Consider the following 21,606-nt stretch of genomic DNA (forward strand, 5'->3'; position numbering starts at 1 on the left):
TCTCAATGCTTTTTGCCGGGTGTTTCCCGCACCCCTAGCGTTGGCCGCATGACCGTCCACGAATCAGTCCTCGACGCCATCGGCGGCACGCCCCTGCTACGCCTCCAGAAGCTTGGAGCGGGTGTCCGGCCACGCATCTACGCCAAGCTGGAGTTCCAGAACATCGGCGGAAGCGTGAAGGACAGGGCCGCGCTGTCCATGATCCGAGCGGCCGAGGAAGCCGGGCTTTTGAAGCCCGGCGGGACGGTCGTTGAAGGTACCAGCGGCAACACCGGCATCGGGCTAAGCCTGGTTGCTGCGCAGTTGGGCTACCGTTCGGTGATCTTCGCACCGGCCGCCACAGCGGCCGAGAAGATCCGGCTGCTCAAGGCCTTTGGAGCCGAAGTCCATTTGGTGGCCGACTTCGTGCCACGTTCGGACCCCGGGCACCTCGCCAACCGTGCAGCGGCCTTTGCGGCCTCGACGCCGGGAGCTTGGCTCGCGCTCCAATACGACAACCCGGCCAATCCCGATGCACACTTTGTCGGCACTGGACCGGAAATCTGGGCCGACACCGCGGGCAGCGTCACGCACTTTGTGGCAAGCGTGGGAACCGGTGGGACCATCAGCGGGACCGGGCGGTTTCTGAAGCAAGCCAGCGACGGCGCAGTGCAGGTCATCGCCGCAGACCCCGAGCACTCCCGCTACGGCGGCGGCAACGGCTCGCTCAAATACACCGAAGGCGCCGGGCATCCCCTTCACCCGGATTCCCTTGAGGACGTCTGGCCCGAAGCGTTCGACACCGTGCTCGTGGACAAATACTTCAGCATCACCGACCGCGACGCCATCTTTACTGCCCGGCGCGCTGCCCGCGCGGAAGGCCTGCTGATCGGGGCGACCGGAGGCACAGCACTCGCGGCCGCCCTGCAGCTCGCCGAAACCCTGGACGAGAACCACACCATTGTGGTGGTCCTGCCCGACTCCGGCCGGAACTACCTCTCAACCTATTTCGACGACAACTGGCTCACCTCTCTGGGGTTCCTGGAACCCACGACGCCGGAAGGAACCGTCCGAGCGCTGCTCACCGAGGCGCCTGCCGGAGTCCAGCTCCTGGCGAGCGGACTGACCGCGGCGGAGGCCGCCGTCGAACTTTACGCCCGTGGCTTGGCACCTGGCGAGCCGGCCTTCCTTGTCCTGGACCGGGGCGAGACCTTTGGAACCGTGCACCCACGGGAGGTTGTGGCGGTAGTGACGCTGGAGTCGTTGAGTGCCGCGGACGACGCCGCCCCGGCCGTCACTGCGGGACTCGCCTACAGCGTGCTTGGGGCCGGCCTCCCGGCGCCAGATGCAGCGGGCGCGGAGGTCATCGGGGTCCTGATCGACGGCCGGATCGCCGCAACGCTCCCCTGACTCTCTCTCACATCAGCTGGCCGGGCGCGTCGAAAAGGGGTCGGGTGAACCGGGCGGAAGGATCGATCCAGTGAGCGAGGGTCCGGGAAAGCACCCCCGTACGTGAACGAGCGTCCGGACCTAACCGGTGTTACGTGAGCGAGCGACCGGATCAAACACGCGGGACGTGAGTGAGCGTGGCCGAAAAAGGGGGATTTAGTGAGAGAGGGTGCGGGTGCGGGCAGCGGCGTGCGCGGCCCGGCGGTCCTCGGCACTGAGGCCGCGTTCCCTGTGCGCGACTTCCTGCTTCAGCTGCGGAATCACGTGCTGGCCGAACTCGATGGCGTCGGGGACAAAGTCGTACCCGCGCAGGCCGAAGATCTCAAAGCCGAGGTCGTGGTAGTCCAGGATCGCCTGGGTGACGGTGTCATAGGAGCCAACCAACGCCGTCGCGCTTCCTCCTCCGCCTCCCGCAGCTTTGGCGAGGGCCGTCCACAAGGCGCGGTCGTGCAGGTCTCCCCGTTCGGCGGCTGCCAAAAGCCGCTGGGTTCCTGCAGCTTCCGGCTTCACAGCGTAGTGCCGGACAGGATCGATGACTTCGCCGGCGGACCGGCGCGATTCAAACGTACCCAGAATGGACCGGGCCTTCTCCCAAGCCAACGCATCCGTCTCGGCAACGATGGGCCGGAACGCTATTTGCCACCGAAGCGGAGAGGTACGGCCCAAAGCTGCGGCCCGCGAGAGGATCTGCTCCTGCTGCGACGCGGCATCGGCCAAAGGCTCCCCGAACAGGGCGTAGATGTCGGCTTCGGCAGCACCCACGGACCAAGCTGCCTCGGATGAGCCGCCAAAGGAAATGCCAGGACGTTTCCCGGCAAATGGGCCCAACCCGGAGGCAAACCCTTCAAAGCGGTAGTGCTCACTGCCCCAGCTGAAGGTATCGCCCGACCAAGCTCGCCGCACAATCTGCATGTACTCCTGCGTCCGGCCATACCGGGCATCCTTCGCCAGGAAATCACCTTCCCGTGCTTGGTCCGCCTGGCTGCCACCGGTGATGAAGTGCACGGTCAAGCGCCCCTGCGCTATGTGGTCCAGGGTCAGGAAGGACCGCGCAGCGAACGTCGGATGCGACACGTTGGGCCGGTGTGCCAACCGCAGCTTAATCCGCTCTGTATTGGCCGCAACCCAGGTGGCATGGACGGCTGGGTCCTGGGTCGCCGAGTTGTAGGCAAACAGCACATGGTCCCAATTGTTGTCTTCGTGGATCCGCGCGATCTTCACAGCATAGGAAGGGTCGAAGAAGGGCGTAGTGGCCGGCGAGGTCTCCGTGGAGTCATTGCCGGCACCCATGCCGAGGAATTCGATAGGCATAAGGAATCTCCAAAGAAACTTAGCGGCGAAGGATGCGCTGGGCCAGGAAGTTGCCCAGCAACTGCGCTGCCTGGACCATGACAATGATGATGAGCACGGTCACCAGCGTGACTTCCCAGTTGAACTGCTGGTAGCCGTACATGATGGCGAAGTTGCCCAGCCCGCCGCCGCCGATGTACCCGGCCATGGCGGACATGTCCACGATCGCGATGATCATGAACGTGTAGCCCAGGATCAGCGGCGCCAACGACTCGGGAATCACCACGGCCCAGAGGATATGCAGGCGACTATCGCCCATGGCGCGGGCAGCTTCCACCACGCCCGGATCGGAGGCCACCAGGTTCTGCTCCACAACGCGTCCGATCACGACGCCAGCCATCAGCGCCATGGGCAGGATCGCCGCGGTGGTGCCGATGGTGGTTCCCATGATGATCAGCGTCAGAGGAGCGATCGCCGTGATGAAGATGATGAAAGGAATCGGCCTAATGATGTTCACCAGGAAATTGAGCACGGAAAACACGGCCTTGTTGGCAAACAGGTTCCCGGGTCGCGTGGCGTACAGGGTCACACCGAGCGCCAACCCGGCCAGGCCACTGAGCAGCACGGTGATGACCACCATGTAGATGGTCTGCTGGAAGGATTCGCCCAGGACGGGCAGGAGGGTGGTCCAGTCGGTGGTCATGCTTTCTCTCCAACAGTGGCGAGGTTCGGTACGGCACTTTCGGTGGGTGCCGCCGTCGGAATTTGACGTTCGACGGCGGTGACGTCGCCCAGTTCAGCGAGCGCCGCGTCAATCGATGCGTCGCTGCCAGTGAGCTCATAGGTGAGAGTGCCCAGGATGCGGTTCTGGATTTCGGTGACGCCGCCGAAGACGACGCTGGAGCCGACGCCGTGGCGCTCAAACGTGGCGGCGACCAAGGGAGTCGGCGCAGCTTCGGAGATGCCAACCGAGACCAACAATCCAGGATGCGCTGCCGAGAGCCGTTGGACCGTCTCGGGCTCGGGGGTTCCGTGGACCGCGGTGGACACAAAGCGCTGGGTGGAGGGGCTCTGGGGGTTTGCGAACACGGAGTAGGTGGGCCCGGATTCCACAACCCGCCCGGATTCCATCATCACCACGGTGTCGCAAATCTCGCGGACCACGTTCATTTCGTGGGTAATGACCACCACGGTGGTGCCGAGTTCCTTGTTGATACGGCGCAGCAGGCGCAGGACATCCCGGGTGGTTTCGGGGTCCAAGGCGCTGGTGGCTTCGTCGGCGAGGAGGATGTCGGGGTCGTTGGCCAAGGCGCGGGCAATGCCCACCCGTTGCTGCTGGCCGCCGGAGAGCCGGCGTGGATAGGTGCCTGCCTTGTCGGCGATCCCCACGAATTCAAGGAGTTCCTCAACGCGGGGGCGGATCTTGTCCTTGGGCCAGCCGGCAACCTTCAAGGGGTAGGCGACGTTTTCGTATACGGTGCGGGACTTGAGCAGGTTGAACTGCTGGAAGATCATTCCGATCCCGGACCGGACTTTCCGCAACTGGCTCTCCGGCAGGGAGGAGATGTCCTGGCCTTTGACGATCACTTGCCCCTCGGTGGGGCGCTCGAGCCCATTGAGCAGCCGAACCAACGTGGATTTCCCGGCGCCGGAGTAACCAACGATCCCGACGACCGTTCCTTCCTCGATGTCCAGGGTGACGGAGTCGACGGCGCGCACCGGAGCGGCGCCCTTTGCCAGGGTTCGGCTTCCGGGTACCGGGAACTGTTTACTGACTCCGCGCAGGGAGACGATGGCGCTCAACGGAGCCTCCTTGAGGTTGTTTGGGACCTCATTCCAACAGCGGCACCACTCCCGGATCGAACCCGGTGACCCCTTGTGACCTGCGGTTTCTTTCCTTGACGGCAGGCGTCGAAGTGTTGCGGGTCCGTTCGATTCCAGTGCCGGCAACTGCCTAGCGTGAGGCAGGGGGAACACCCCGTACCTTTCATTCGCATCAATACCCTTGTACGGAGAAGCACCATGAAGAACCGCCTGTTAGTCGCCGCCGTCGGCCTCATTGCCGCCTTGTCGTTGTCCGCGTGCGGGGGTGCTGCGGGAGGCTCTTCGAATTCCGGGAACACCAAGGTGGTCATCGGGGTGGACGATGGCGCCGAAGAGCACTGGACCATCCTGAAGAACAAGCTCAAGGACCAGGGCGTCGACCTGGAGGTCAAGAACTTCACTGACGGCGCACAGATCAACACCGCCACCCAGCAGGGCCAAGTGGACATCAACCTGTTCCAGCACCTGAAGTACCTGTCCCAGTTCAACGTAAACAGCAACGGCACGCTGGTTCCGGTGGGCGCCACTGCCGTGTACCCGCTGGCCCTCTACTCCGAGAAGTACAAGTCCGTGGCCGAGCTTCCCGCCGATGCCGAGGTTGCCATCCCGAACAACCCCACCAACCAGGCCCGTGCCCTGCTGAACCTGCAGACTGCCGGACTTCTGCAGCTCAAGGATGGCGGCAACTCGCTGTCCACCCCGGCCGAGATCACCTCCAGCAAGGTCAAGGTTGTCCCCGTCGACAGCAACCAGACCGTGAACGCGCTCAAGGGCACCACGGAAGCCGCCGTCGTGAATAACACGCAGGCCCAGAAGGGCGGCTTGGGCGACGACAAGATCATCTTCAAGGAAGACCTGAACTCCGAGTCCCTGGCTCCCTACATCAACGGTTTCGTTGTGAAGGCCGACCGGAAGGACGATCCCGTCTGGAAGAAGATCGTGGACGCCTACCACACGCCCGAAGTTGAAGCCTCTGTAACCAAGCTCAACGACGGAAACCTGCAATTCAAGGCCGACTGGACCGCTGCCAAGCTGCAGGAAGTCCTGACCGCCGAAGAAGCAGCCATCAAGAAGACCAAGTAGTCGTCTGAGGGGCGGCCCGCTGCCGCCACACAGCCAGCCGCCCCTCAGCCATGCCAGGGACACCAGGAAACCACGCCATGAACCAGCACCTCGCCAACGAACGCCGGCAGATCCACTTCTTCGCCTACTTGGTAGGGACGGGCATCCACTTGGCTTCCTGGCGCCACGAAACGGCATTCCCGCAGGCCAGCATCGACTTCGCCCATCAGGTGGAACTGGCCAAAACAGCCGAGGATGCGAAGTTCGACGCGATCTTCCTGGGCGATTCCCTTGCCATTGACGAGACCTCCAACCCGGGCATCCTCAACCGTTTCGACCCCATCGGCCTGGTCACGGCCCTGGGCGCAGTGACGGACAGGATCGGCCTGATCGCTACCTCGTCAACGTCCTACGACCAGCCGTACAACTTCGCCCGCGCAGCGCTCACAGCAGACCACATCAGCGGCGGCAGGGTGGGCTGGAACATCGTCACCACGCGGGACCTGACCAACAGCACAGCGGGAAACTACGGCGCGGACCAGCACTTCGAACACGGCCTCAGATACCAGCGTGCCGAAGAATTCGTGGAAGTCACGCGTGGTTTGTGGAATTCCTGGGACGCTGACGCTTTCCTGTACAACAAGGAGCACGGCCAATTCTTCGACCGCCACAAGCTCAACCGCCTCAACCACGAGGGCGAATTCTTCAAGGTGGCAGGCCCCCTCAATATCGCCCCATCCCCGCAGCACTCGCCACTCCTGGCGCAGGCCGGTACGTCCGGTCCGGGACAACGCCTGGGCGCCCGTTTCGCCAACGCCCTGTTCGCCAGCCACCCGGATATCCCGCAGGCCCGGCGTTACCGGGATTCGGTGCGGGCACAGGCAGAGACGTTCGGCCGGAACCCTGATGAGCTCTACGTGTACCAAGCCATCTCCCCCATCGTCGCCGACAACCGCAAGGAAGCACTGGAACGCATCCGCGAACTGGACAACCTCATCACCGACCAGCAGGTGCTGGACTTCCTGCAGGAGTACTTCGCAGGAGACATCGACTTCACCGGCCTTGGCCCGGACACCACCGTTGAACAGTCCGGCATTCCCGGCATTGCCAACCCGCGCACTGACTTCCGCTCCGCCGGCGAACAGATCCGGGGACGCGAACACGAGGTCACCCTCAAGGATCTCTATTCCATCCTCACCGGAGACAAGCGGAACTACGACTTCATCGGCAGCCCGGAACACGTCGCCGATTCCCTGGAACGATGGCATGCCGAGGGAGCCGCCGACGGCTTCAACCTCATGTTCTCCCTCCTCCCCCAGGACCTGGAGCGCTTCGCCACCCGGGTCATTCCGATCCTCCAGGAACGCGGCCTCGCCCGCACCGAATACACCGGCACCACCCTGAAGTCGCACCTTGGCCTGGCCTCCCGGCCGGAACCCGCCGCGGCCCGCGCACGCTGACCGCCGTCGTCGTCGAAAGGACAAAGATGACCACCCAAGCAACCGCCGCAACCGGCACCTATGTGATCCGCGAGGCCCGCCACGAAGAGTACGACGCCGTCGGGCGGCTGACGTACGAAGGCTTCGGCCACCATCTTCCCGGCGCACACCAGCCCGACGGCGAGCGCCTGAACCTGCTGCTCGACGCGGCGGCCCGTGCGCACGAAGGCGTTCTGCTGGTTGCTGAAGACACGGACACAGGGCGACTGGTGGGTACGGCGAGCCTGCTGCCCTACGGTTCGCGCCTGAGCCGGCAGGCGGAAGAGGGCGAAGCAGAACTCAGGCTGCTCGCGGTACTGCCGGAAACCCGCAGGACAGGGCTCGGACAGCGACTCATGGACGAGGCCGCACGACTCGCCACGGCCCAAGGCGCCAAGCGCGTGGTCCTGGACACCGCCGTCGACAATGAACCGTCCCAGAGCCTTTACCGGCGCCTGGGCTACGTCCGCAGGCCGGAACGGGAAAAGCCCCGGCCGGCGCCCAAGGTTCAGCTGGTGGTGTACACCCTGGACCTGCCGCGTTAAGGACTCATCAAGAATCTTCCCGGTCCGGTACCAAGCATCCTTAGCGGTGCTATGTTCAGCTCAGATTGAATGAGCGTAGGGCTGGGAGGAAACCCATGACCACGTTAAGCAGGCCGCCGGCTGACCCCTCCGCACAGGGGCCCAGCGGCTGGACGTCGTTCCGGACCTGGCTCCTGTTCGGGCTGCAGGACAACAAAGGGCGACACCCAGGGCCCGGCGGCGTCAGCGCGGCCCATGAAAAGAAGCACCACTGGTGGCAGGTCATGTGCCTGACGGGTGTGGACTACTTCTCCACGTTGGGTTACCAGCCGGCCATCGCTGCGCTGGCAGCAGGGGTGATCTCGCCGTTGGCCACCATCGTCCTGGTTGCCGTGACCCTGCTCGGTGCGCTGCCTGTGTACCGACGGGTGGCGGGCGAGAGCCCCCGGGGCGAGGGTTCCATTGCCATGCTGGAGCGGCTGCTCCCCCGCTGGGGCGGCAAGCTCCTGGTCCTGGTGCTGTTGGGCTTCGCAGCCACGGACTTCATGATCACCATGACTCTGTCCGCTGCCGACGCCACAGCCCACCTCATCCAGAACCCGGTCATGCCTGGCTGGTTGCAAGGCCAGAACGTGCTGGTGACATTGTTCCTCTTGGCTCTCCTGGCGGCCGTGTTCCTGCGTGGTTTCAAGGAGGCGATCGGTGTCGCCGTTGTCCTGGTGATCCTCTACCTCGGGCTGAACGTGGTGGTCGTAGCAACGACGGTGGTGGAAGTGCTCACCCATCCCACGGCGGTCGGGAATTGGTGGCAACTGCTGTGGACCTCGCACGGCAACCCGATCATGGCCATAGCAATCGCGTGCATCGTTTTCCCTAAACTCGCGCTCGGCCTCTCGGGCTTCGAAACCGGCGTTGCCGTGATGCCGCAGGTCCAAGGCGATCCGGACGACACCGATGCCAAGCCCACGGGCCGCATCCGGGGTACGCGACGCATGCTCACCACAGCAGCCCTGATCATGAGTTCCTTCCTCATCACGACCAGCTTCACCACGGTGGTACTGATCCCCGAGCACGAGTTTGAACCCGGCGGCCAGGCCAACGGCCGCGCCTTGGCATACCTGGCCCACGAGTACCTGGGCCTCGGTTTCGGAACGGTGTACGACGTCAGCACCATCGCCATCCTGTGGTTTGCCGGGGCCTCCGCCATGGCCGGCCTGCTCAACCTCGTCCCGCGCTACCTCCCCCGTTACGGCATGGCTCCCGACTGGGCCAAGGCAGTCAGGCCACTGGTTCTCGTCTTCACGCTGGTGGGGTTCTTCATCACCGTGGTCTTCAATGCCGACGTCGACGCCCAGGGCGGTGCGTACGCAACCGGCGTCTTGGTGCTCATGACGTCAGCCGCCGTCGCAGTGACACTGTCCAGCCGCCGTCGTCATCAACGCAAGCGGACCATTGCCTTCGGTGCCATAGCCACGGTCTTCGTTTACACCACAGTGGCGAACATCGTTGAGCGCCCGGAAGGCATCCGGATCGCGGCCGTCTTCATCGCGGGAATCATCGGCATTTCCCTGCTGTCCCGGGTGCGGAGGTCCTTTGAGCTGCACGCCACGCATGTCCACATGGACCGCAACGCCCTCGAATTCATCCTCGACGACGACTCGGGTCCCATCCGGCTCATCGCCCATGAACCCCGCAGGCTCACGGCCGAGGCGTACCGGGAGAAGCTGGTCTCGGCCATCGAAGTCAGCCACCTCCCCCTCAACTATCACGGTATGTTCCTGGAAGTGGTGCTGGACGACACCTCCGATTTCGAGACAGAGCTCTACGTCAACGGCGTCGAACGGCACGGCTACCGGATCCTGGAGGTCCACGGTCCGGTGGTGGCGAACACCATTGCCTCCGTGCTGCTCCACATTCGCGACGTCACAGGCCTGATGCCCCACATCTACTTCCGCTGGACCGAAGGCAACCCGATCACCAACCTGCTGCGTTTCCTGTTCCTGGGCGAGGGCGAGATCGCGCCAGTGACCCGGGAGGTCCTGCGGGAGGCAGAACCGGACGTGAGCCGGCGCCCGTGGGTCCACGTGGGCTGATCACAGTGGCCCTGTCAGTACCTGTTAACCCAGGCACTCCCTCAGCCGTGGGGAGTAGCGTTCAGTTGGATAGGTCAACCATGAAAGGAACATCATGACTACCTGGCTCATCACTGGCTGCTCCACGGGACTTGGCCGCGCACTGGCCCAAGCGGTCCTCGCGAAAGGCGATAACGCCGTCGTCACCGCCCGCAACACCGATTCCCTGCAGGACCTCGCCACGGAATTCCCGACGACAGCCCTCGCCGTGGCCCTGGACGTCACCGACCAGTCCCAGGTGGACGCGGCCGTGAACCAGGCGGAGGAACGCTTCGGCGTCATTGACGTCCTGGTCAACAATGCCGGCTACGGTTACCGCGCTGCCGTGGAAGAGGGCGACGACGCCGACGTCCGGGCCCTGTTCGACACCAACGTTTTCGGTCCCGTCGCCATGATCAAGGCCGTCCTGCCCGGCATGCGTTCCCGCCGTTCCGGTGCGATCGTGAACATCTCCTCCATCGGGGCGCGGATCTGCCCTCCCGGTTCGGGGTACTACTCGGCCACGAAGGCTGCGCTGGAAGGCATTTCGGGCTCCCTCCAGAAGGAACTGGCACCCCTGGGGATCACCGTGACGGCCGTGGAACCGGGTGGTTTCCGGACCGACTTTGCAGGCCGGTCCCTGACCCAGTCCGCTGTAGCCATAGACGACTACGCCGAAACCGCGGGCAAGCGCCGCAAGGAAAACGACACCGTCCACGGCACCCAACCCGGTGATCCGGACAAGGCCGCGCAATTGATCATCAGTGCCGTCGAGGCTGACGAAACCCCGGCCTTCCTGCTGCTGGGAGCCGACGCCGTTTATGCCTACAACGCCGTGGAGGAAGCCATGCGGGCCGAGGTTGAGCGTTGGCGCGAGCGCAGTGCCGCCACCGGTTACACGGAGTAATGAGGAACGTGTAATCGGTCACACTTGGGCCGTTTGGCTTGTTATTCGGGGTGGGCAGCATGAACCATGAATGAGGGAATCCGTTCCCATACAAGCTGAATCAGCAATCCTCACCGACGAGGATGCGGCCCCGGGCGAAGAGGCTTGGGGCTGTCAACGGCCTGAGTGAAAGTACTGACAATGACGACACATACTGACTCCATCACGCTGAAAATCTGGGACAAGTCGGCCATCGACCACACCATCGATGCCGCCATCCAGTCCCTCTCCCACCGCGCTGCCGCTGAAAACTGCGGAATCGCCGTGACCCTCAGCGGACCGAAAACCTTCACGGTTGCCCTGAGCCGCTAAGCAGCTCGAAACAAACGCAAGAGGACGCCGGGACCTCCCGCCGTCGTCCTCTTGCGTTTGAAGCGTGAGTTCGCTGGAAGCCAGCGAAACCACCCGCAAATTTCCCCCCGTTCCCGCACTCCTCCCACGAACTTGATTGCCGGTAAGTCCTGAGCAAACCTTGAGTTTTCCTTGACGGTTTGCCTGCCCCTTTCTTGCGTTCGCGTTGGAACTCTAAATGAGACAACGCAATCAACGCAGGAACGGAGGGGTCACCATGCTCACCGACAACACAGTCACCACGGATGCACCGGACCCAGCCGTGGCGCCACGCGGATCCCACCGTGCAGCCGGCGGCGTAGTCACCGTGCTGGTTCCGGCCCACAACGAATCCGCCGGCATCACCGAAACCCTCGTCTCCCTGAACAACCAGAGCCACCGGCCTGACCGCGTGATCGTGGTGGCCGACAACTGCACGGACGACACCGAAGAGCTCGCACTGGCTCAGGGGGCAGAGGTCATCCGCACCGTGGGAAACAAGGACAAGAAAGCCGGTGCCCTGAACTTCGCCCTCAGCCGGCTGCTTCCCGACGCCGACCCCGAGGACCTGATCCTGGTCCAGGATGCCGACTCCCAGCTGGCTCTGGATTTCATTGAGAATGCCACGGCGAACCTCCTGAGGGACGATCTGCTCGGCGCGGTGGGTGGGGTCTTCCGGGGAGGTCCCGGGGGCGGCTTCGTCGGCCATCTCCAGCGAAACGAATACGCCCGCTACGCCCGCGATGTGAAGCGCCTCCACGGCAAGTGCCTGGTGGTGACCGGCACGGCTGCACTCTTCCGCGTCAAGACACTTCGTGATGTCGCTGCCGCCCGCCTCCAGGGCACACTCCCACCAGGCAACGGCACGGGCGGCATCTATGACACGTCCGTCCTTACCGAGGACAACGAGCTCTCCTTCGCCCTGCTGACCTTGGGCTACCGTATCGCTTCCCCAGCCAACTGCACGCTGGTCACGGAGGTCATGCCCACGTGGCGTGAACTGTGGGCACAACGGCTCCGGTGGAAGCGGGGCGCGGTGGAGAACTGCGTGCAGTACGGGTGGACCAAAGTGACCAGGCCCTACTGGGGCCGTCAGTTCCTTTCAATGATCGGCGTCGTAGTGACGCTGGCCTACTTTGGTTCCATCCTTTTCGCACTCATCTCAGGAATGGGGCTCAACCTCCAGCCCTTCTGGGTTGCAGTCACCGGCGTCTTCATCCTGGAACGCATCATTACTGTGCGCTTCCGGGGCTGGAGGTACATGCTGCTGGCCGCAACCATGTACGAAACAGTGATCGACGTCTTCCTCCAGGCTGTCCACGCCAAGGCGTACCTGGACGCAGCATTCAACCGTAAGAAAGTTTGGTAGTTCCCCGATGTACAACAACCCCGTAAACCCCCTCGCCGGAGCAGCCGCAGGCGGAATGGGATCCGGCACACTCGCAATGACCGGAGCAGGCGATCTGTTCTGGCTCGCCCTGGCCGCTTTTGCCATGTTGGCGCTGGGCCTGGCGATCAAGAGGATCGTTCCCGTCCGGGCAGATAAGAGCCTGCCTTCCGGCTCCTAGGGAACCACCGCCGTGCTGGCCGAGAACTTGGACGCCGTGGTGTAGCCGGCTTTGGTTCCCGTGACCCGGACGCTCATGGTGTCCGCTTGGTCAGCAGCGACGAGTTTGTAGTTCTTGGACGTCGCTCCTGCAATCGCTGCCCCCGAGCGGTACCACTGGTACGCCAACGAGGTCCCGGATGTCCACGTTCCCGGGTTGGCGGTCAGCGTCGAACCTACGGAGAGAGTACCGGTGATAGTGGGGGTGGGCGCCACCAAGGTTCCCGCCACTACCGCCGCCGTTGAGGCGGACTCCTTCGTGGCCGAGGCATAGCCGGTCAGGCTTCCGGTCACTCGCACGGTCAGGGCGGCACCTTGATCCGAAGCGGCCAAAACCCGGGTGGGACCCGTGGCTCCCGAAATAGCCGTGCCATTCTTGAACCACTGATACGCCAGAGTGGTTCCGGCTGGCCACGCACCCGGCACAGCCGTCAGCGTTGATCCCACCGCGGCTGTGCCCGTGATGGTGGGAGTGGGCCCCGTGAGCTGGTTGGCCGGGATAAAGGAGAAGTCCCTGATAGTGACGGACTCCGGCGCCACATGTGCCGCGTCTCCGCCCCCACCACCGGTAACCCACAGGTTGAAATGGATCTGCTCCTTGGCGGGCGTAGGAACCGTGGAGCCCTCAAGGACGGTTCTCTTCAGAAGGGGCCCGTTGTAACCTTCCCCCGCAAACGTCTCGAAGGTGATCTTGCCGGGCTCCCAGACCATCCGGTGAGTGAGGATCGACGAATTCGTGACGTCGAAGGTGACCGTGTTGTTGCCCTGCCCGGGAGGCAAGCTGGCATCGAACCAGTACCCATGTCCCTGCGTCACAGGCCAGCTCTCGCCATAGGCGCCGCCTCCGCCCCACGCCGACGCCTCACAGAGGTCGATCTCCGTGTAACCGGGCGTTGCGTTGGGGTCATATGTGAACAGGCAGCCCCACACCACTTCCTTTTGGAGCGCGCTGACGTCCTTTTCCACCGTGGTGCTGTACGTGCCGTAGCCGAAACCTTCACGCGTGGACTGGAATTCTGCGCCCACCGGAGACGATCCGGTGGGATTGCTGATGGACAGTTTCACATAGCCATTTGCGTCCGGATTGCTGACATTGTTGGGATCCCAGCTCGCGTTGTACATGGGGGCTCCGCCCCAGAAACGCTTCTGCCAATTGAATCCCTTCCACGCAAAACTCCCCACAGGGCCAGGATCATCGGCCATGGGCGTAGTGTCCGCCGCCTGGGATGGACCTGTTCCCGCAAACATCGAAAAGGCAACCGCTGCAACCACGGCCACCCCCATCACTTTTCTTCCCCCTCGTGGAAGGAGCCTCACTGACAATGCCATAGCTGTTTCCTCCTGCTGATGCGCCCAGAAATGCCGGCGGCTGGTCCCGCTGGCCGCAATACCCTCCACCCCCGAAGAAGGTACAACTCCTCGATTATCGGGGAGCCGCAGTCCTGTCGGAAGTGAAATTGGCACCGGAGATCCCGGAATTAACATCGATTGGATAACGGCGGTGTCCGGCGGCGTAGCCTTGAGGTGTTCTTGTGAAAGTGCAGGCAGCATTTGGCCGGGGAGGCACCATCAGTATCCATAGCGCAGGAATCATCCTTTACCGCCGCAACAGCGCAAAACAATTGGAGCTCTGGATAGCCCACATGGGAGGGCCCTTTTGGGCCAGGAAGGACCAGCACGCCTGGTCGATTCCCAAAGGTGAATTTTCCGACAACGAAGACGCGCTGACTGCCGCACGTCGCGAATTCACCGAAGAAATCGGCACTCCTCCCCCACCGGCCGAGTACGTTTTGCTGGGTACATTCCGGCAGCCCTCAGGAAAGCTCATCACCGCTTTCACCGCAGAAGCCAACGATTTTCAGCCCCAGGAGATTGTCAGCAACACTTTCCCGATGGAATGGCCCAAAGGCTCCGGCGCCATCAAGGAATTCCCGGAGATCGACGACGCCCAGTGGTTTGAAGAGGCCGTGGCCCGCACCAAGCTCGTCAAGGGGCAGCTGCCTATTGTGGATGCCTTGCTCCGTCACGTTGGTGGGGCGGGCTAGCCGCTCCTGCGTTCAATGAACTGCCGGATCCACTCGACGGTTTCCGGATGGTCAAGGTGGAGCCCGTGCCCTGCGCCGGGAACCCTGACCAGCACGGAGCCGGGGATGTGCCCGCGGAGAAGCTGGGCGTTAAGCAAAGGAGTCAGCCTGTCCTCGGTGCCATGCAGTATCAGCGTCGGAGACCGGATGGTGCCAAGCTCACTCCAGGCATCGTGTTCGCGGCTGGCCTGGAAGTGACGCGTTTTGGCCCACGCCGAAGCCCGGGAATTGAAGAAGGTGTGCGTCGCTTCGGGGTTGCTCCGGGCCCATGCGGCGTCGAAGAAAAGAGGTTCAAGACGGGTCATGTCGCCGCTCACCAGTGCCTCCAAAGCAGCCTCGTCCGGCTTGGTCCCGACCTCCGGCCGCTTTCCCCCACTTGTGGCTGCGAGGATCAAGGTCCGCACTTTCCGAGGCTCATCGATCGCCAGCCACTGCCCGATGCGCCCGCCCATCGAATGCCCGTACACGTGTGCTGAATCCGCGCCGGCTGCATTCAGGACGGCCACTGCGTCTTGTGCGAGAAGACGGGTGGTGTAGCGATCAGCTTCACCCTTGCCGCTGAGGCCAATCCCCCGGTGATCAAAGCGGATGACGCGGTAACAGCGGGACAGAAGTTCCGCCGTCGGGCCCCAACCGTCCATGGCCGTCGCCTGTCCGGCGATGAGCAGCATCGGTTCGCCCTGGCCTTCGGATGTCCAGGCGAGCTGCACGCCGTCGGCCGCTTCAGCAAAGTTCACGGTGCCCACTGTATCTGTGCGGGCCGATCACTCTGCAGTGAAGATGTCCTCGATGGCGCAGCCAAAGGTTCGCGCGATGAGGAAGGCCAAAGGCAGGGAGGGGTCGAACTTCTCCTTCTCGATGGAGATGACGGTCTGCCGGGACACTCCGAGCGCAGCGGCCAGGTCCGCCTGGGTCCAGTTGCGGCTGGCACGTCGCTCGGCGAGGTTGTTCTTCACTTAAGTGCTCGACGGCGGATGGTCACGTAGCGGAGTCCGGCATCCACGGCGCTGAGGCCAACAAGTCCCAGCAGCACCGGTAGGGCGTCAATCTGGAAACGACCGATGGCCAGCACCAGCGCAGCAATGATCGTGGCCACCAAAACATCCAGAAAGGCACCCGCGCCAGCCTCCCGCATCCATTGCAGCTCGACGCTTTGCTCGCCGTGGGCGTCGCGGGTGACGGTGTTGTTGGAGACGAAGATCCGCACCCCGAGCGAGAGGGCCGGGTATGCCGAACAGAGAGCGCCGATCCCTGCTGCGGGCCAAAAGTCACCCGGGTTGGTTACTCCGACCACTACCGCAACCGCGATGGTCAGGACGGCGCCGAGGATGGCGGCCAAAACGTAGTGCTGGGCAGGCGCCCCACGTGATGTAAAGGAAGCTTTACTCATGGATAAAGTAAAGCACGCTTTACATGGCTGGACAATGGGTCCTGCGCTGCGCGGCAACAGGGGCTAGCGTTGGGGGATGACAGCTGAGTACAGGTACGACGTCGAGGTGCTGCACCTGCTGGTGTCGCCGGGGCATGCGTACTTTGGCCGCGCCCGCGAAGGGGCGGCTGACGTTCGAACGGACGACGCCGATCAGGCTGAGTTGGTTGCCGGCAAAGGCATTGTCGGGGACAGGTTCTTTGGCAAGGCCGCGCACATGGACGCCGCAGTGACGGTGTTCGCCATCGAGGCATTGGAAGCCATTGCTGCTGAGCTTGGAGCCGGTCCTTTCGACCCCCTGCTGACCCGCCGGAACGTTGTGCTGCGCGGAGTGGAGCTGGCTCCCTTGCTGGGCCACGAGTTCACGCTTGAGTCCGGTGGAGATGTGGTGCGCTTGAAGGCCGGGCGCCCAGCCCATCCGTGCGCCTGGATGGACCAGATGCTGGCTCCCGGCGCCCACAAGGCGATGCGCGGGCGGGGTGGTGTCCGCTGCCAGGTCATTTCCGGCGGATTGCTGCACCGTGGGCCGGCCGTTCTGCTCAGCCCGGTGCCGCTGGATCCCGCCAAGGCCGGCGAGGCCAACGTGCTGCGGCCATCGCGGTTGCCCTAGTTGGAGGCTGTGGGCCGCGTGCCGCGTGCCGCCACGACCTGCTTTGAGGCCTTGGAAGTCCAAAATCACCACGAAATGGTTGAGTTCGGAGCGGCTGGGTCTTAAAGAAAGTCATGAAGGCACGCCCCAGCATTAATCAGGAGCCTGTCTTTCTCCGCGTGGGGCACATAGGGTGATCGGGTGGAGACCGTGAGACGCAGGAAGACAGTAAGCAGCAGCAAGACAGTAACCAGCAGGAAGACAGTAAGCAGCAGACTACAAGCCCTGGTCGGCAGCGTGTTTGCTGGAATTTTCAAAGCCATCAAGGTGGTACGACCCAACAGGCCGATCCACCCCAAGGGAATCCGCTTGGTGGGGACCCTGGAAAGGGACGACGGAGACCGTCCGGCCTCGGGAATCCCCTGGCTGGACACTCCAGGAAGCACAGAAGTTGAAGCCCGGATCTCCCGGTCCATCGGGTTACCGGACGCCCTCCCGGACATCATTGGCCTCGCAGTTCGCTTCACGGAGCAGGGCGAACGTTCGGACATGTTGCTGGCCACCACCGGTCCCACCGGGCTGGGCCGTTTCATCCTGAGGCTCCGGCGGGATGCTGCGGGCGCTGTCTTCTCCAGCATGATGCCGTACAAATCCGGCTCCGGGCCTATCCTCATCGCCGCCAGGACCATTGGAGGACCGGAGAAGCTGCCCATTGACCCGGGCGCCTTCCACTCACTCCTGAGAGAAAAGCCGTGGATGCTGGAACTCCATCACGCAAGCCCGCTGGGGGCGTGGACAAGGTTTGGAACCTTGACGCTCAGAGTCGCCGATCACGCAGAAGACATCGACGAACGCTTCGACCCGGTCCTGCATCCCCTGCCCACGGCCGGGACATACAGCTGGACCAGGCGGCTGCGGGAACCTTCCTACGCGGCCGCCCGGCGTCGAAAGTAAATCCTGCCTCCACCAGGCGTGTACCGCCACGACCCACTTTCAGCCCCGGCTAAGGCAAATACAACCGAAGTCGGTTGAAAAAGGCCGCCCCGAAGTTGAAAGGGGTCGTGAAGGTACAGCTCCCCTGCAGAGGAGCCCTCAGACCTCTGCCACCGGTGCCGCGAACTGGGCTTCGTACAGCCTGGAGTAGGCGCCGCCAACAGCCAGCAGCTCCGAGTGGGTACCCTGCTCCACGATCTGCCCGGCCTCCATCACCAGGATGAGGTCGGCGTCGCGGATGGTGGAGAGCCGGTGGGCAATCACAAAGCTGGTCCGGTCCGAGCGCAGGGCATTCATGGCTTTCTGCACCAACACCTCGGTCCGGGTATCAACGGAACTCGTAGCTTCATCCAGGATCAACACCGATGGCCGGGACAGGAAAGCCCGGGCAATGGTCAGCAGCTGCTTTTCGCCGGCGGACACGTTGCTGCCCTCGTCGTCGAGGACGGTGTCGTAGCCCTCGGGCAGGGACCTGACAAAGCGGTCCACATACGTGGCCTGGGCCGCTTCCACAATGGCGGATTCGGAAGCATCAGGCTTGCCATAGGCAATGTTGTCGCGAATGGTCCCACCGAACAGCCACGTGTCTTGGAGGACCATGCCCATCCGCGAGCGCAGTTCCTGCCGGGACATGGTGGCGATGTCAACGCCGTCCAAGGTGATCCGGCCGCCGTCGAGCTCGTAGAACCGCATCATGAGGTTCACCAGCGTCGTCTTGCCCGCGCCGGTAGGCCCAACAATGGCGATGCTCTGCCCGGGCTCAGCCACCAAACTGAGATCCGTAATCAGCGGCTTGTCCGGCGAATAACTGAAGGAGACGTTCTCGAACACGAGCCGGCCTCGACCAGGCCCCGTGTCAGAGGCGGGAGGTTCAGGCGATTCCTCGTCCTCATCCAGCAGATCGAATACGCGCTCGGCTGAGGCAACACCGGATTGCAGCATGTTCGCCATGGATCCGAGCTGCGCCAGAGGCATGGTGAACTGCCGGGAGTATTGGATGAACGCCTGCACATCGCCCAACTGCATGGCCCCGGAAGCCACCTGCAGGCCGCCCACCACGGCAATCCCCACATAGACGAGGTTCCCGATGAACGTCATGGCAGGCATGATCAGACCGCTGACGAACTGCGCACCGAAACTCGCTTGGTAAAGCTCGGCGTTCTTGGCACGGAACTTCTCCTGCACCTCGTTCTGCCGTCCGAAGACCTTTACCAAGGCGTGCCCGGTGTAGGTTTCCTCGATCTGCCCGTTGAGCTCGCCGGTGTTCTTCCACTGCGCGACGAAGAGCTTCTGCGAGCGCTTGGCGATCAGCATGGTGATGCCCAACGTCAGCGGGATGGTGACCAGGGCGATCAGCGCCAACAGGGGCGAGAGGATGAACATCATCACCAGCACGCCCAGCACCGTCAGCAGCGACGACACTACCTGGCTGATGGATTGTTGGAGGCTTTGGGAGATGTTGTCGACGTCGTTGGTCACCCGGCTGAGCAGCTCACCGCGCTGGATGGAATCGAAGTAGCGCAGCGGGAGGCGGTGGATTTTGGCTTCGATGCGCTGGCGGAGGCGGTACACGGTCCGCTGTACGACGCCGTTAAGGACGTAGGCCTGCATCCAACCGAACGCTGAGGCCAAGACATACAAGGCAAGTGCCCACAACAGTACGGAGGACAGCGCGCCAAAGTCGATTCCGACGCCGGGTGTCAGGGTCATGGCGCTCAGCATGTCCGCTTTGCTGTTCTCACCTGAGGCGCGAAGCCCCGCGATGACCTGTTCTTTGGAGACCCCGGCGGGCAGCTGCTTGGACACGATGCCTGCGAAGATCAGGTTGGTCCCCTCGCCGAGGAGCCGCGGACCGATCACGGACAGCGCAACGCTTGCCACGGCCAATACCAGGACCAGGCCGAGCCAGAGTCGTTCCGGCTGCAAGGTTCCCAGGAGCCGGCGCGCCGAGCCTTTGAAGTTGGAGGCTTTCTCGGCGGGCACGTTCATCCCCGCGAACGGTCCACCCCGCCCGGGGCCCATTGCCGGACGCTGAGGTCCGCGCCCTCCGGCTGGTGCAGTGGTGGTGCTCATGCTGCCTCCTCCGCTGCCAGCTGGGACGACACGATCTCCCTGTACGTTTCGGATGTCTCCAGCAACTCTTCGTGTGTTCCCTGCCCAACGATCCTGCCGTCGTCGAGCACCAGGATCCTGTCCGCGTCGGCGATGCTGGACACGCGCTGGGCGATGATCACCAAGGTGGCGCCGTTCGTGTGCCGTTTGAGCGCTTGGCGCAGCCGGGCATCCGTGGCGGTGTCCAGGGAGGAGAAGGAATCGTCGAAAATGTAGAGCTCCGGCTGCTTCACCAGCGCCCGGGCTATCGCGAGCCGCTGCCGCTGGCCGCCGGAGACGTTGGTGCCGCCCTGCGAGATGGCCGCATCGAGCCCGCCTTCCATCCCGCGCACAAAATCATCCGCCTGGGCCACGCGCAACGCTTGCCACAATTCGTCCTCGGTGGCGTCCGGCTTACCGTAATGGAGGTTGCTGCGGACAGTGCCGGAGAACAGGTACGGCCGCTGTGGAACCAGGCCGATATGCCCCCACAACAGGTCCGGGTGGAGGTCACGAACGTCTACTCCGTCCATCCGGACAGAGCCGGTGGTGGCGTCGAAGAGCCGTGGCATCAGATTGACGAGCGTGGTTTTGCCGGCGCCTGTGCTGCCGATGATCGCCGTAGTTTGGCCGGCCAACGCGGTGAAGGTGACACCGCTCAGCACGGGCCGTTCGGCACCTGGGTAGGCGAATCCGACGTCGCGCATTTCCAATTGGCCGCGGCGGCGGCCCGTCAGGGAAACGGGGTTCGACGGCGGCCGGACACTGGAGTCGGTCTCCAGCACCTCGCCGATGCGGTCGGCGGAGACGGAGGCACGCGGGATCATGACCGCCATAAAGGTTGCCATCATGACGGACATGAGGATCTGCATGAGGTAGCTCAGGAACGCAATCAGGGTTCCTACTTGCATGGAGCCGTCCTCGATCCGGAACGAGCCGAACCAGATCACCGCCACGCTGGACACGTTCATCACCAGCATGACCACAGGGAACATGAGCGCCATCAACCGGCCGGCCCGCAGCGCAACGTCCGTGACGTCGTCGTTCGCCCGCCCGAAACGGGACACTTCCATGTCCTCGCGCACGAACGCCCGCACCACCCGTATGCCGGTGAGCTGCTCGCGCAGGACGCGGTTGACGGCGTCGATCCGGACCTGCATTTTGCGGAACAGCGGCACCATGCGCGAGACGATCAGGCCCACCGCAACCAGCAGCACCGGCACGCACACGGCGATCAGCCACGACAGCTGGGCGTCCTGGCGCACCGCCATGATCACGCCACCGATACTGAGCATCGGCGCCGTGACCATGAGTGTGCACGACATCAGCACCAGCTGCTGCACCTGCTGGACGTCGTTGGTGGAGCGGGTAATCAGCGACGGCGCGCCGAATCGGGTGACTTCCTGCTCCGAGAATTCGCCCACCCTGCTGAAGATCGCGTCACGGACATCGCGGCCCATCCCCATGGCAGCCTTGGCACCGAAGTAGACAGCGACCACGGCGCAGGCAATCTGCAGGAGCGTGATCAGGAGCATCAAGCCGCCCATCCGCAGAATGTAATCCGTGTCCCCGGCGGCGACGCCGTTATCGATGATGTCGGCGTTCAGGGTTGGCAGGTACAGGGATGCGATCGACTGCGCCAGTTGAAAAACGACGACGGCGACCAACAGCCGCTGATGCGGCCGCAGGAAGCGAACCAGTACCTTCCAGAGCATGCTGTCTCCGAGCCTAGATGTGAACCGAAGGCCAGTTTACGTCTGGTTGCTGTGGGCAACTAGAGGGCAATCCGGGCTCTGCCGCGTGCCAGTGCCGTGGCCGACT

At 63.5% G+C, this 21,606-nt stretch carries 21 protein-coding genes; 12 read left to right on the forward strand and 9 right to left on the reverse strand.

The genetic code is table 11. The features are described 5' to 3' along the window. Positions 1 to 48: 48 nt before the first annotated feature. Positions 49 to 1,389, forward strand: coding sequence for a PLP-dependent cysteine synthase family protein (locus ACFVSI_RS04935; protein WP_387820293.1), 1,341 nt, complete (start codon positions 49 to 51; stop codon positions 1,387 to 1,389). A gap of 195 nt (positions 1,390 to 1,584) precedes the next feature. Here ACFVSI_RS04935 and ACFVSI_RS04940 read toward each other — a convergent pair whose 3' ends face one another. The 3 genes from ACFVSI_RS04940 to ACFVSI_RS04950 are packed head-to-tail and all read right to left on the reverse strand — an operon-like array spanning position 1,585 to position 4,521. Continuing rightward, the gene (locus ACFVSI_RS04940; RefSeq protein WP_387820295.1) at positions 1,585 to 2,739 is read right to left on the reverse strand and encodes an LLM class flavin-dependent oxidoreductase; all 1,155 of its coding nucleotides are present in this window, start codon (positions 2,737 to 2,739) and stop codon (positions 1,585 to 1,587) included. A gap of 19 nt (positions 2,740 to 2,758) precedes the next feature. Then, positions 2,759 to 3,421, reverse strand: coding sequence for a methionine ABC transporter permease (locus tag ACFVSI_RS04945; protein WP_387820297.1), 663 nt, complete (start codon positions 3,419 to 3,421; stop codon positions 2,759 to 2,761). Beyond that, positions 3,418 to 4,521: a methionine ABC transporter ATP-binding protein gene (locus ACFVSI_RS04950; RefSeq protein ID WP_387820299.1), complete on the reverse strand. Its 1,104-nt coding sequence runs from the start codon at positions 4,519 to 4,521 to the stop codon at positions 3,418 to 3,420. The genes ACFVSI_RS04945 and ACFVSI_RS04950 overlap by 4 nt, the downstream gene beginning before the upstream one ends. 219 nt (positions 4,522 to 4,740) lie before the next feature. Here ACFVSI_RS04950 and ACFVSI_RS04955 point away from each other — a divergent pair, with 219 nt between their 5' ends. From ACFVSI_RS04955 to ACFVSI_RS04990, 8 genes are all read left to right on the forward strand, one after another. Then, the gene (locus tag ACFVSI_RS04955) at positions 4,741 to 5,625 is read left to right on the forward strand and encodes a MetQ/NlpA family ABC transporter substrate-binding protein (RefSeq protein ID WP_387820301.1); all 885 of its coding nucleotides are present in this window, start codon (positions 4,741 to 4,743) and stop codon (positions 5,623 to 5,625) included. Positions 5,626 to 5,702: 77 nt separating this feature from the next. Continuing rightward, positions 5,703 to 7,064 carry an LLM class flavin-dependent oxidoreductase gene (locus tag ACFVSI_RS04960; protein WP_387820303.1) on the forward strand — a complete coding sequence of 454 codons (1,362 nt, stop codon included), beginning with the start codon at positions 5,703 to 5,705 and terminating at the stop codon, positions 7,062 to 7,064. Between the two features lie 26 nt (positions 7,065 to 7,090). Next, on the forward strand, positions 7,091 to 7,627 hold the full coding sequence (locus tag ACFVSI_RS04965) for a GNAT family N-acetyltransferase (protein ID WP_387820305.1): 537 nt from the start codon (positions 7,091 to 7,093) through the stop codon (positions 7,625 to 7,627). Between the two features lie 95 nt (positions 7,628 to 7,722). Then, the gene (locus ACFVSI_RS04970) at positions 7,723 to 9,699 is read left to right on the forward strand and encodes an amino acid transporter (RefSeq protein WP_387820307.1); all 1,977 of its coding nucleotides are present in this window, start codon (positions 7,723 to 7,725) and stop codon (positions 9,697 to 9,699) included. A gap of 94 nt (positions 9,700 to 9,793) precedes the next feature. Further along, on the forward strand, positions 9,794 to 10,624 hold the full coding sequence (locus ACFVSI_RS04975; protein WP_387820309.1) for an oxidoreductase: 831 nt from the start codon (positions 9,794 to 9,796) through the stop codon (positions 10,622 to 10,624). A 180-nt stretch (positions 10,625 to 10,804) separates the two neighbouring features. Further along, on the forward strand, positions 10,805 to 10,975 hold the full coding sequence (locus tag ACFVSI_RS04980; RefSeq protein WP_186313584.1) for a hypothetical protein: 171 nt from the start codon (positions 10,805 to 10,807) through the stop codon (positions 10,973 to 10,975). Between the two features lie 256 nt (positions 10,976 to 11,231). Next, complete coding sequence (locus tag ACFVSI_RS04985; RefSeq protein ID WP_387820889.1) at positions 11,232 to 12,362, forward strand: glycosyltransferase; 1,131 nt, start codon at positions 11,232 to 11,234, stop codon at positions 12,360 to 12,362. Positions 12,363 to 12,369: 7 nt separating this feature from the next. Beyond that, positions 12,370 to 12,561 carry a hypothetical protein gene (locus ACFVSI_RS04990; protein WP_387820311.1) on the forward strand — a complete coding sequence of 64 codons (192 nt, stop codon included), beginning with the start codon at positions 12,370 to 12,372 and terminating at the stop codon, positions 12,559 to 12,561. On the opposite strand, the gene ACFVSI_RS04995 is transcribed toward ACFVSI_RS04990, so the two are convergent. Next, positions 12,558 to 13,802 (reverse strand): hypothetical protein, encoded by a 1,245-nt coding sequence (locus ACFVSI_RS04995; RefSeq protein WP_387820313.1) that lies wholly within the window; start codon positions 13,800 to 13,802, stop codon positions 12,558 to 12,560. The genes ACFVSI_RS04990 and ACFVSI_RS04995 overlap by 4 nt on opposite strands. A 365-nt stretch (positions 13,803 to 14,167) precedes the next feature. Between ACFVSI_RS04995 and ACFVSI_RS05000 the strand changes: the two genes are divergently transcribed. Continuing rightward, positions 14,168 to 14,644, forward strand: coding sequence for an NUDIX domain-containing protein (locus ACFVSI_RS05000; protein WP_387820892.1), 477 nt, complete (start codon positions 14,168 to 14,170; stop codon positions 14,642 to 14,644). On the opposite strand, the gene ACFVSI_RS05005 is transcribed toward ACFVSI_RS05000, so the two are convergent. Genes ACFVSI_RS05005 through ACFVSI_RS05015 form a run of 3 tightly spaced genes read right to left on the reverse strand, consistent with a single transcriptional unit; the run spans position 14,641 to position 16,073 of the window. Continuing rightward, complete coding sequence (locus ACFVSI_RS05005; RefSeq protein WP_387820314.1) at positions 14,641 to 15,420, reverse strand: alpha/beta fold hydrolase; 780 nt, start codon at positions 15,418 to 15,420, stop codon at positions 14,641 to 14,643. The genes ACFVSI_RS05000 and ACFVSI_RS05005 overlap by 4 nt on opposite strands. A 27-nt stretch (positions 15,421 to 15,447) precedes the next feature. Beyond that, positions 15,448 to 15,639, reverse strand: a complete 192-nt coding sequence (locus ACFVSI_RS05010; RefSeq protein ID WP_387820316.1) for a helix-turn-helix transcriptional regulator — start codon at positions 15,637 to 15,639, stop codon at positions 15,448 to 15,450. Continuing rightward, positions 15,636 to 16,073 carry a hypothetical protein gene (locus tag ACFVSI_RS05015; RefSeq protein ID WP_387820318.1) on the reverse strand — a complete coding sequence of 146 codons (438 nt, stop codon included), beginning with the start codon at positions 16,071 to 16,073 and terminating at the stop codon, positions 15,636 to 15,638. The genes ACFVSI_RS05010 and ACFVSI_RS05015 overlap by 4 nt, the downstream gene beginning before the upstream one ends. 76 nt (positions 16,074 to 16,149) lie before the next feature. Here ACFVSI_RS05015 and ACFVSI_RS05020 point away from each other — a divergent pair, with 76 nt between their 5' ends. Next, the gene (locus tag ACFVSI_RS05020) at positions 16,150 to 16,722 is read left to right on the forward strand and encodes an MOSC domain-containing protein (RefSeq protein WP_387820320.1); all 573 of its coding nucleotides are present in this window, start codon (positions 16,150 to 16,152) and stop codon (positions 16,720 to 16,722) included. 276 nt (positions 16,723 to 16,998) lie between these two features. Continuing rightward, positions 16,999 to 17,655 carry a hypothetical protein gene (locus ACFVSI_RS05025; protein ID WP_387820321.1) on the forward strand — a complete coding sequence of 219 codons (657 nt, stop codon included), beginning with the start codon at positions 16,999 to 17,001 and terminating at the stop codon, positions 17,653 to 17,655. A 138-nt stretch (positions 17,656 to 17,793) separates the two neighbouring features. On the opposite strand, the gene ACFVSI_RS05030 is transcribed toward ACFVSI_RS05025, so the two are convergent. Then, positions 17,794 to 19,767: an ABC transporter ATP-binding protein gene (locus ACFVSI_RS05030; protein WP_387820323.1), complete on the reverse strand. Its 1,974-nt coding sequence runs from the start codon at positions 19,765 to 19,767 to the stop codon at positions 17,794 to 17,796. Beyond that, entirely contained in the window at positions 19,764 to 21,500 is a 1,737-nt protein-coding gene (locus ACFVSI_RS05035) for an ABC transporter ATP-binding protein (protein ID WP_387820325.1), read from the reverse strand. Before ACFVSI_RS05035 ends, ACFVSI_RS05030 begins: the two co-directional genes overlap by 4 nt. Between the last annotated feature and the right edge of the window lie 106 nt (positions 21,501 to 21,606).

Origin of the sequence: Paenarthrobacter sp. NPDC057981, from assembly GCF_042886835.1 — a bacterium.
Taxonomy (GTDB): Bacteria; Actinomycetota; Actinomycetes; order Actinomycetales; family Micrococcaceae; genus Arthrobacter.

Bases quoted from the DNA above. Each gene is read 5' to 3' on its own strand.
- ACFVSI_RS04935 (WP_387820293.1), top strand. From the start codon at position 49: ATGACCGTCCACGAATCAGTCCTCGACGCCATCGGCGGCACGCCCCTG.
- ACFVSI_RS04940 (WP_387820295.1), bottom strand. From the start codon at position 2,739: ATGCCTATCGAATTCCTCGGCATGGGTGCCGGCAATGACTCCACGGAG.
- ACFVSI_RS04945 (WP_387820297.1), bottom strand. From the start codon at position 3,421: ATGACCACCGACTGGACCACCCTCCTGCCCGTCCTGGGCGAATCCTTC.
- ACFVSI_RS04955 (WP_387820301.1), top strand. From the start codon at position 4,741: ATGAAGAACCGCCTGTTAGTCGCCGCCGTCGGCCTCATTGCCGCCTTG.
- ACFVSI_RS04960 (WP_387820303.1), top strand. From the start codon at position 5,703: ATGAACCAGCACCTCGCCAACGAACGCCGGCAGATCCACTTCTTCGCC.
- ACFVSI_RS04965 (WP_387820305.1), top strand. From the start codon at position 7,091: ATGACCACCCAAGCAACCGCCGCAACCGGCACCTATGTGATCCGCGAG.
- ACFVSI_RS04970 (WP_387820307.1), top strand. From the start codon at position 7,723: ATGACCACGTTAAGCAGGCCGCCGGCTGACCCCTCCGCACAGGGGCCC.
- ACFVSI_RS04975 (WP_387820309.1), top strand. From the start codon at position 9,794: ATGACTACCTGGCTCATCACTGGCTGCTCCACGGGACTTGGCCGCGCA.
- ACFVSI_RS04980 (WP_186313584.1), top strand. From the start codon at position 10,805: ATGACGACACATACTGACTCCATCACGCTGAAAATCTGGGACAAGTCG.
- ACFVSI_RS04985 (WP_387820889.1), top strand. From the start codon at position 11,232: ATGCTCACCGACAACACAGTCACCACGGATGCACCGGACCCAGCCGTG.
- ACFVSI_RS04990 (WP_387820311.1), top strand. From the start codon at position 12,370: ATGTACAACAACCCCGTAAACCCCCTCGCCGGAGCAGCCGCAGGCGGA.
- ACFVSI_RS04995 (WP_387820313.1), bottom strand. From the start codon at position 13,802: ATGGCCGATGATCCTGGCCCTGTGGGGAGTTTTGCGTGGAAGGGATTC.
- ACFVSI_RS05015 (WP_387820318.1), bottom strand. From the start codon at position 16,073: ATGAGTAAAGCTTCCTTTACATCACGTGGGGCGCCTGCCCAGCACTAC.
- ACFVSI_RS05020 (WP_387820320.1), top strand. From the start codon at position 16,150: ATGACAGCTGAGTACAGGTACGACGTCGAGGTGCTGCACCTGCTGGTG.
- ACFVSI_RS05030 (WP_387820323.1), bottom strand. From the start codon at position 19,767: ATGAGCACCACCACTGCACCAGCCGGAGGGCGCGGACCTCAGCGTCCG.
- ACFVSI_RS05035 (WP_387820325.1), bottom strand. From the start codon at position 21,500: ATGCTCTGGAAGGTACTGGTTCGCTTCCTGCGGCCGCATCAGCGGCTG.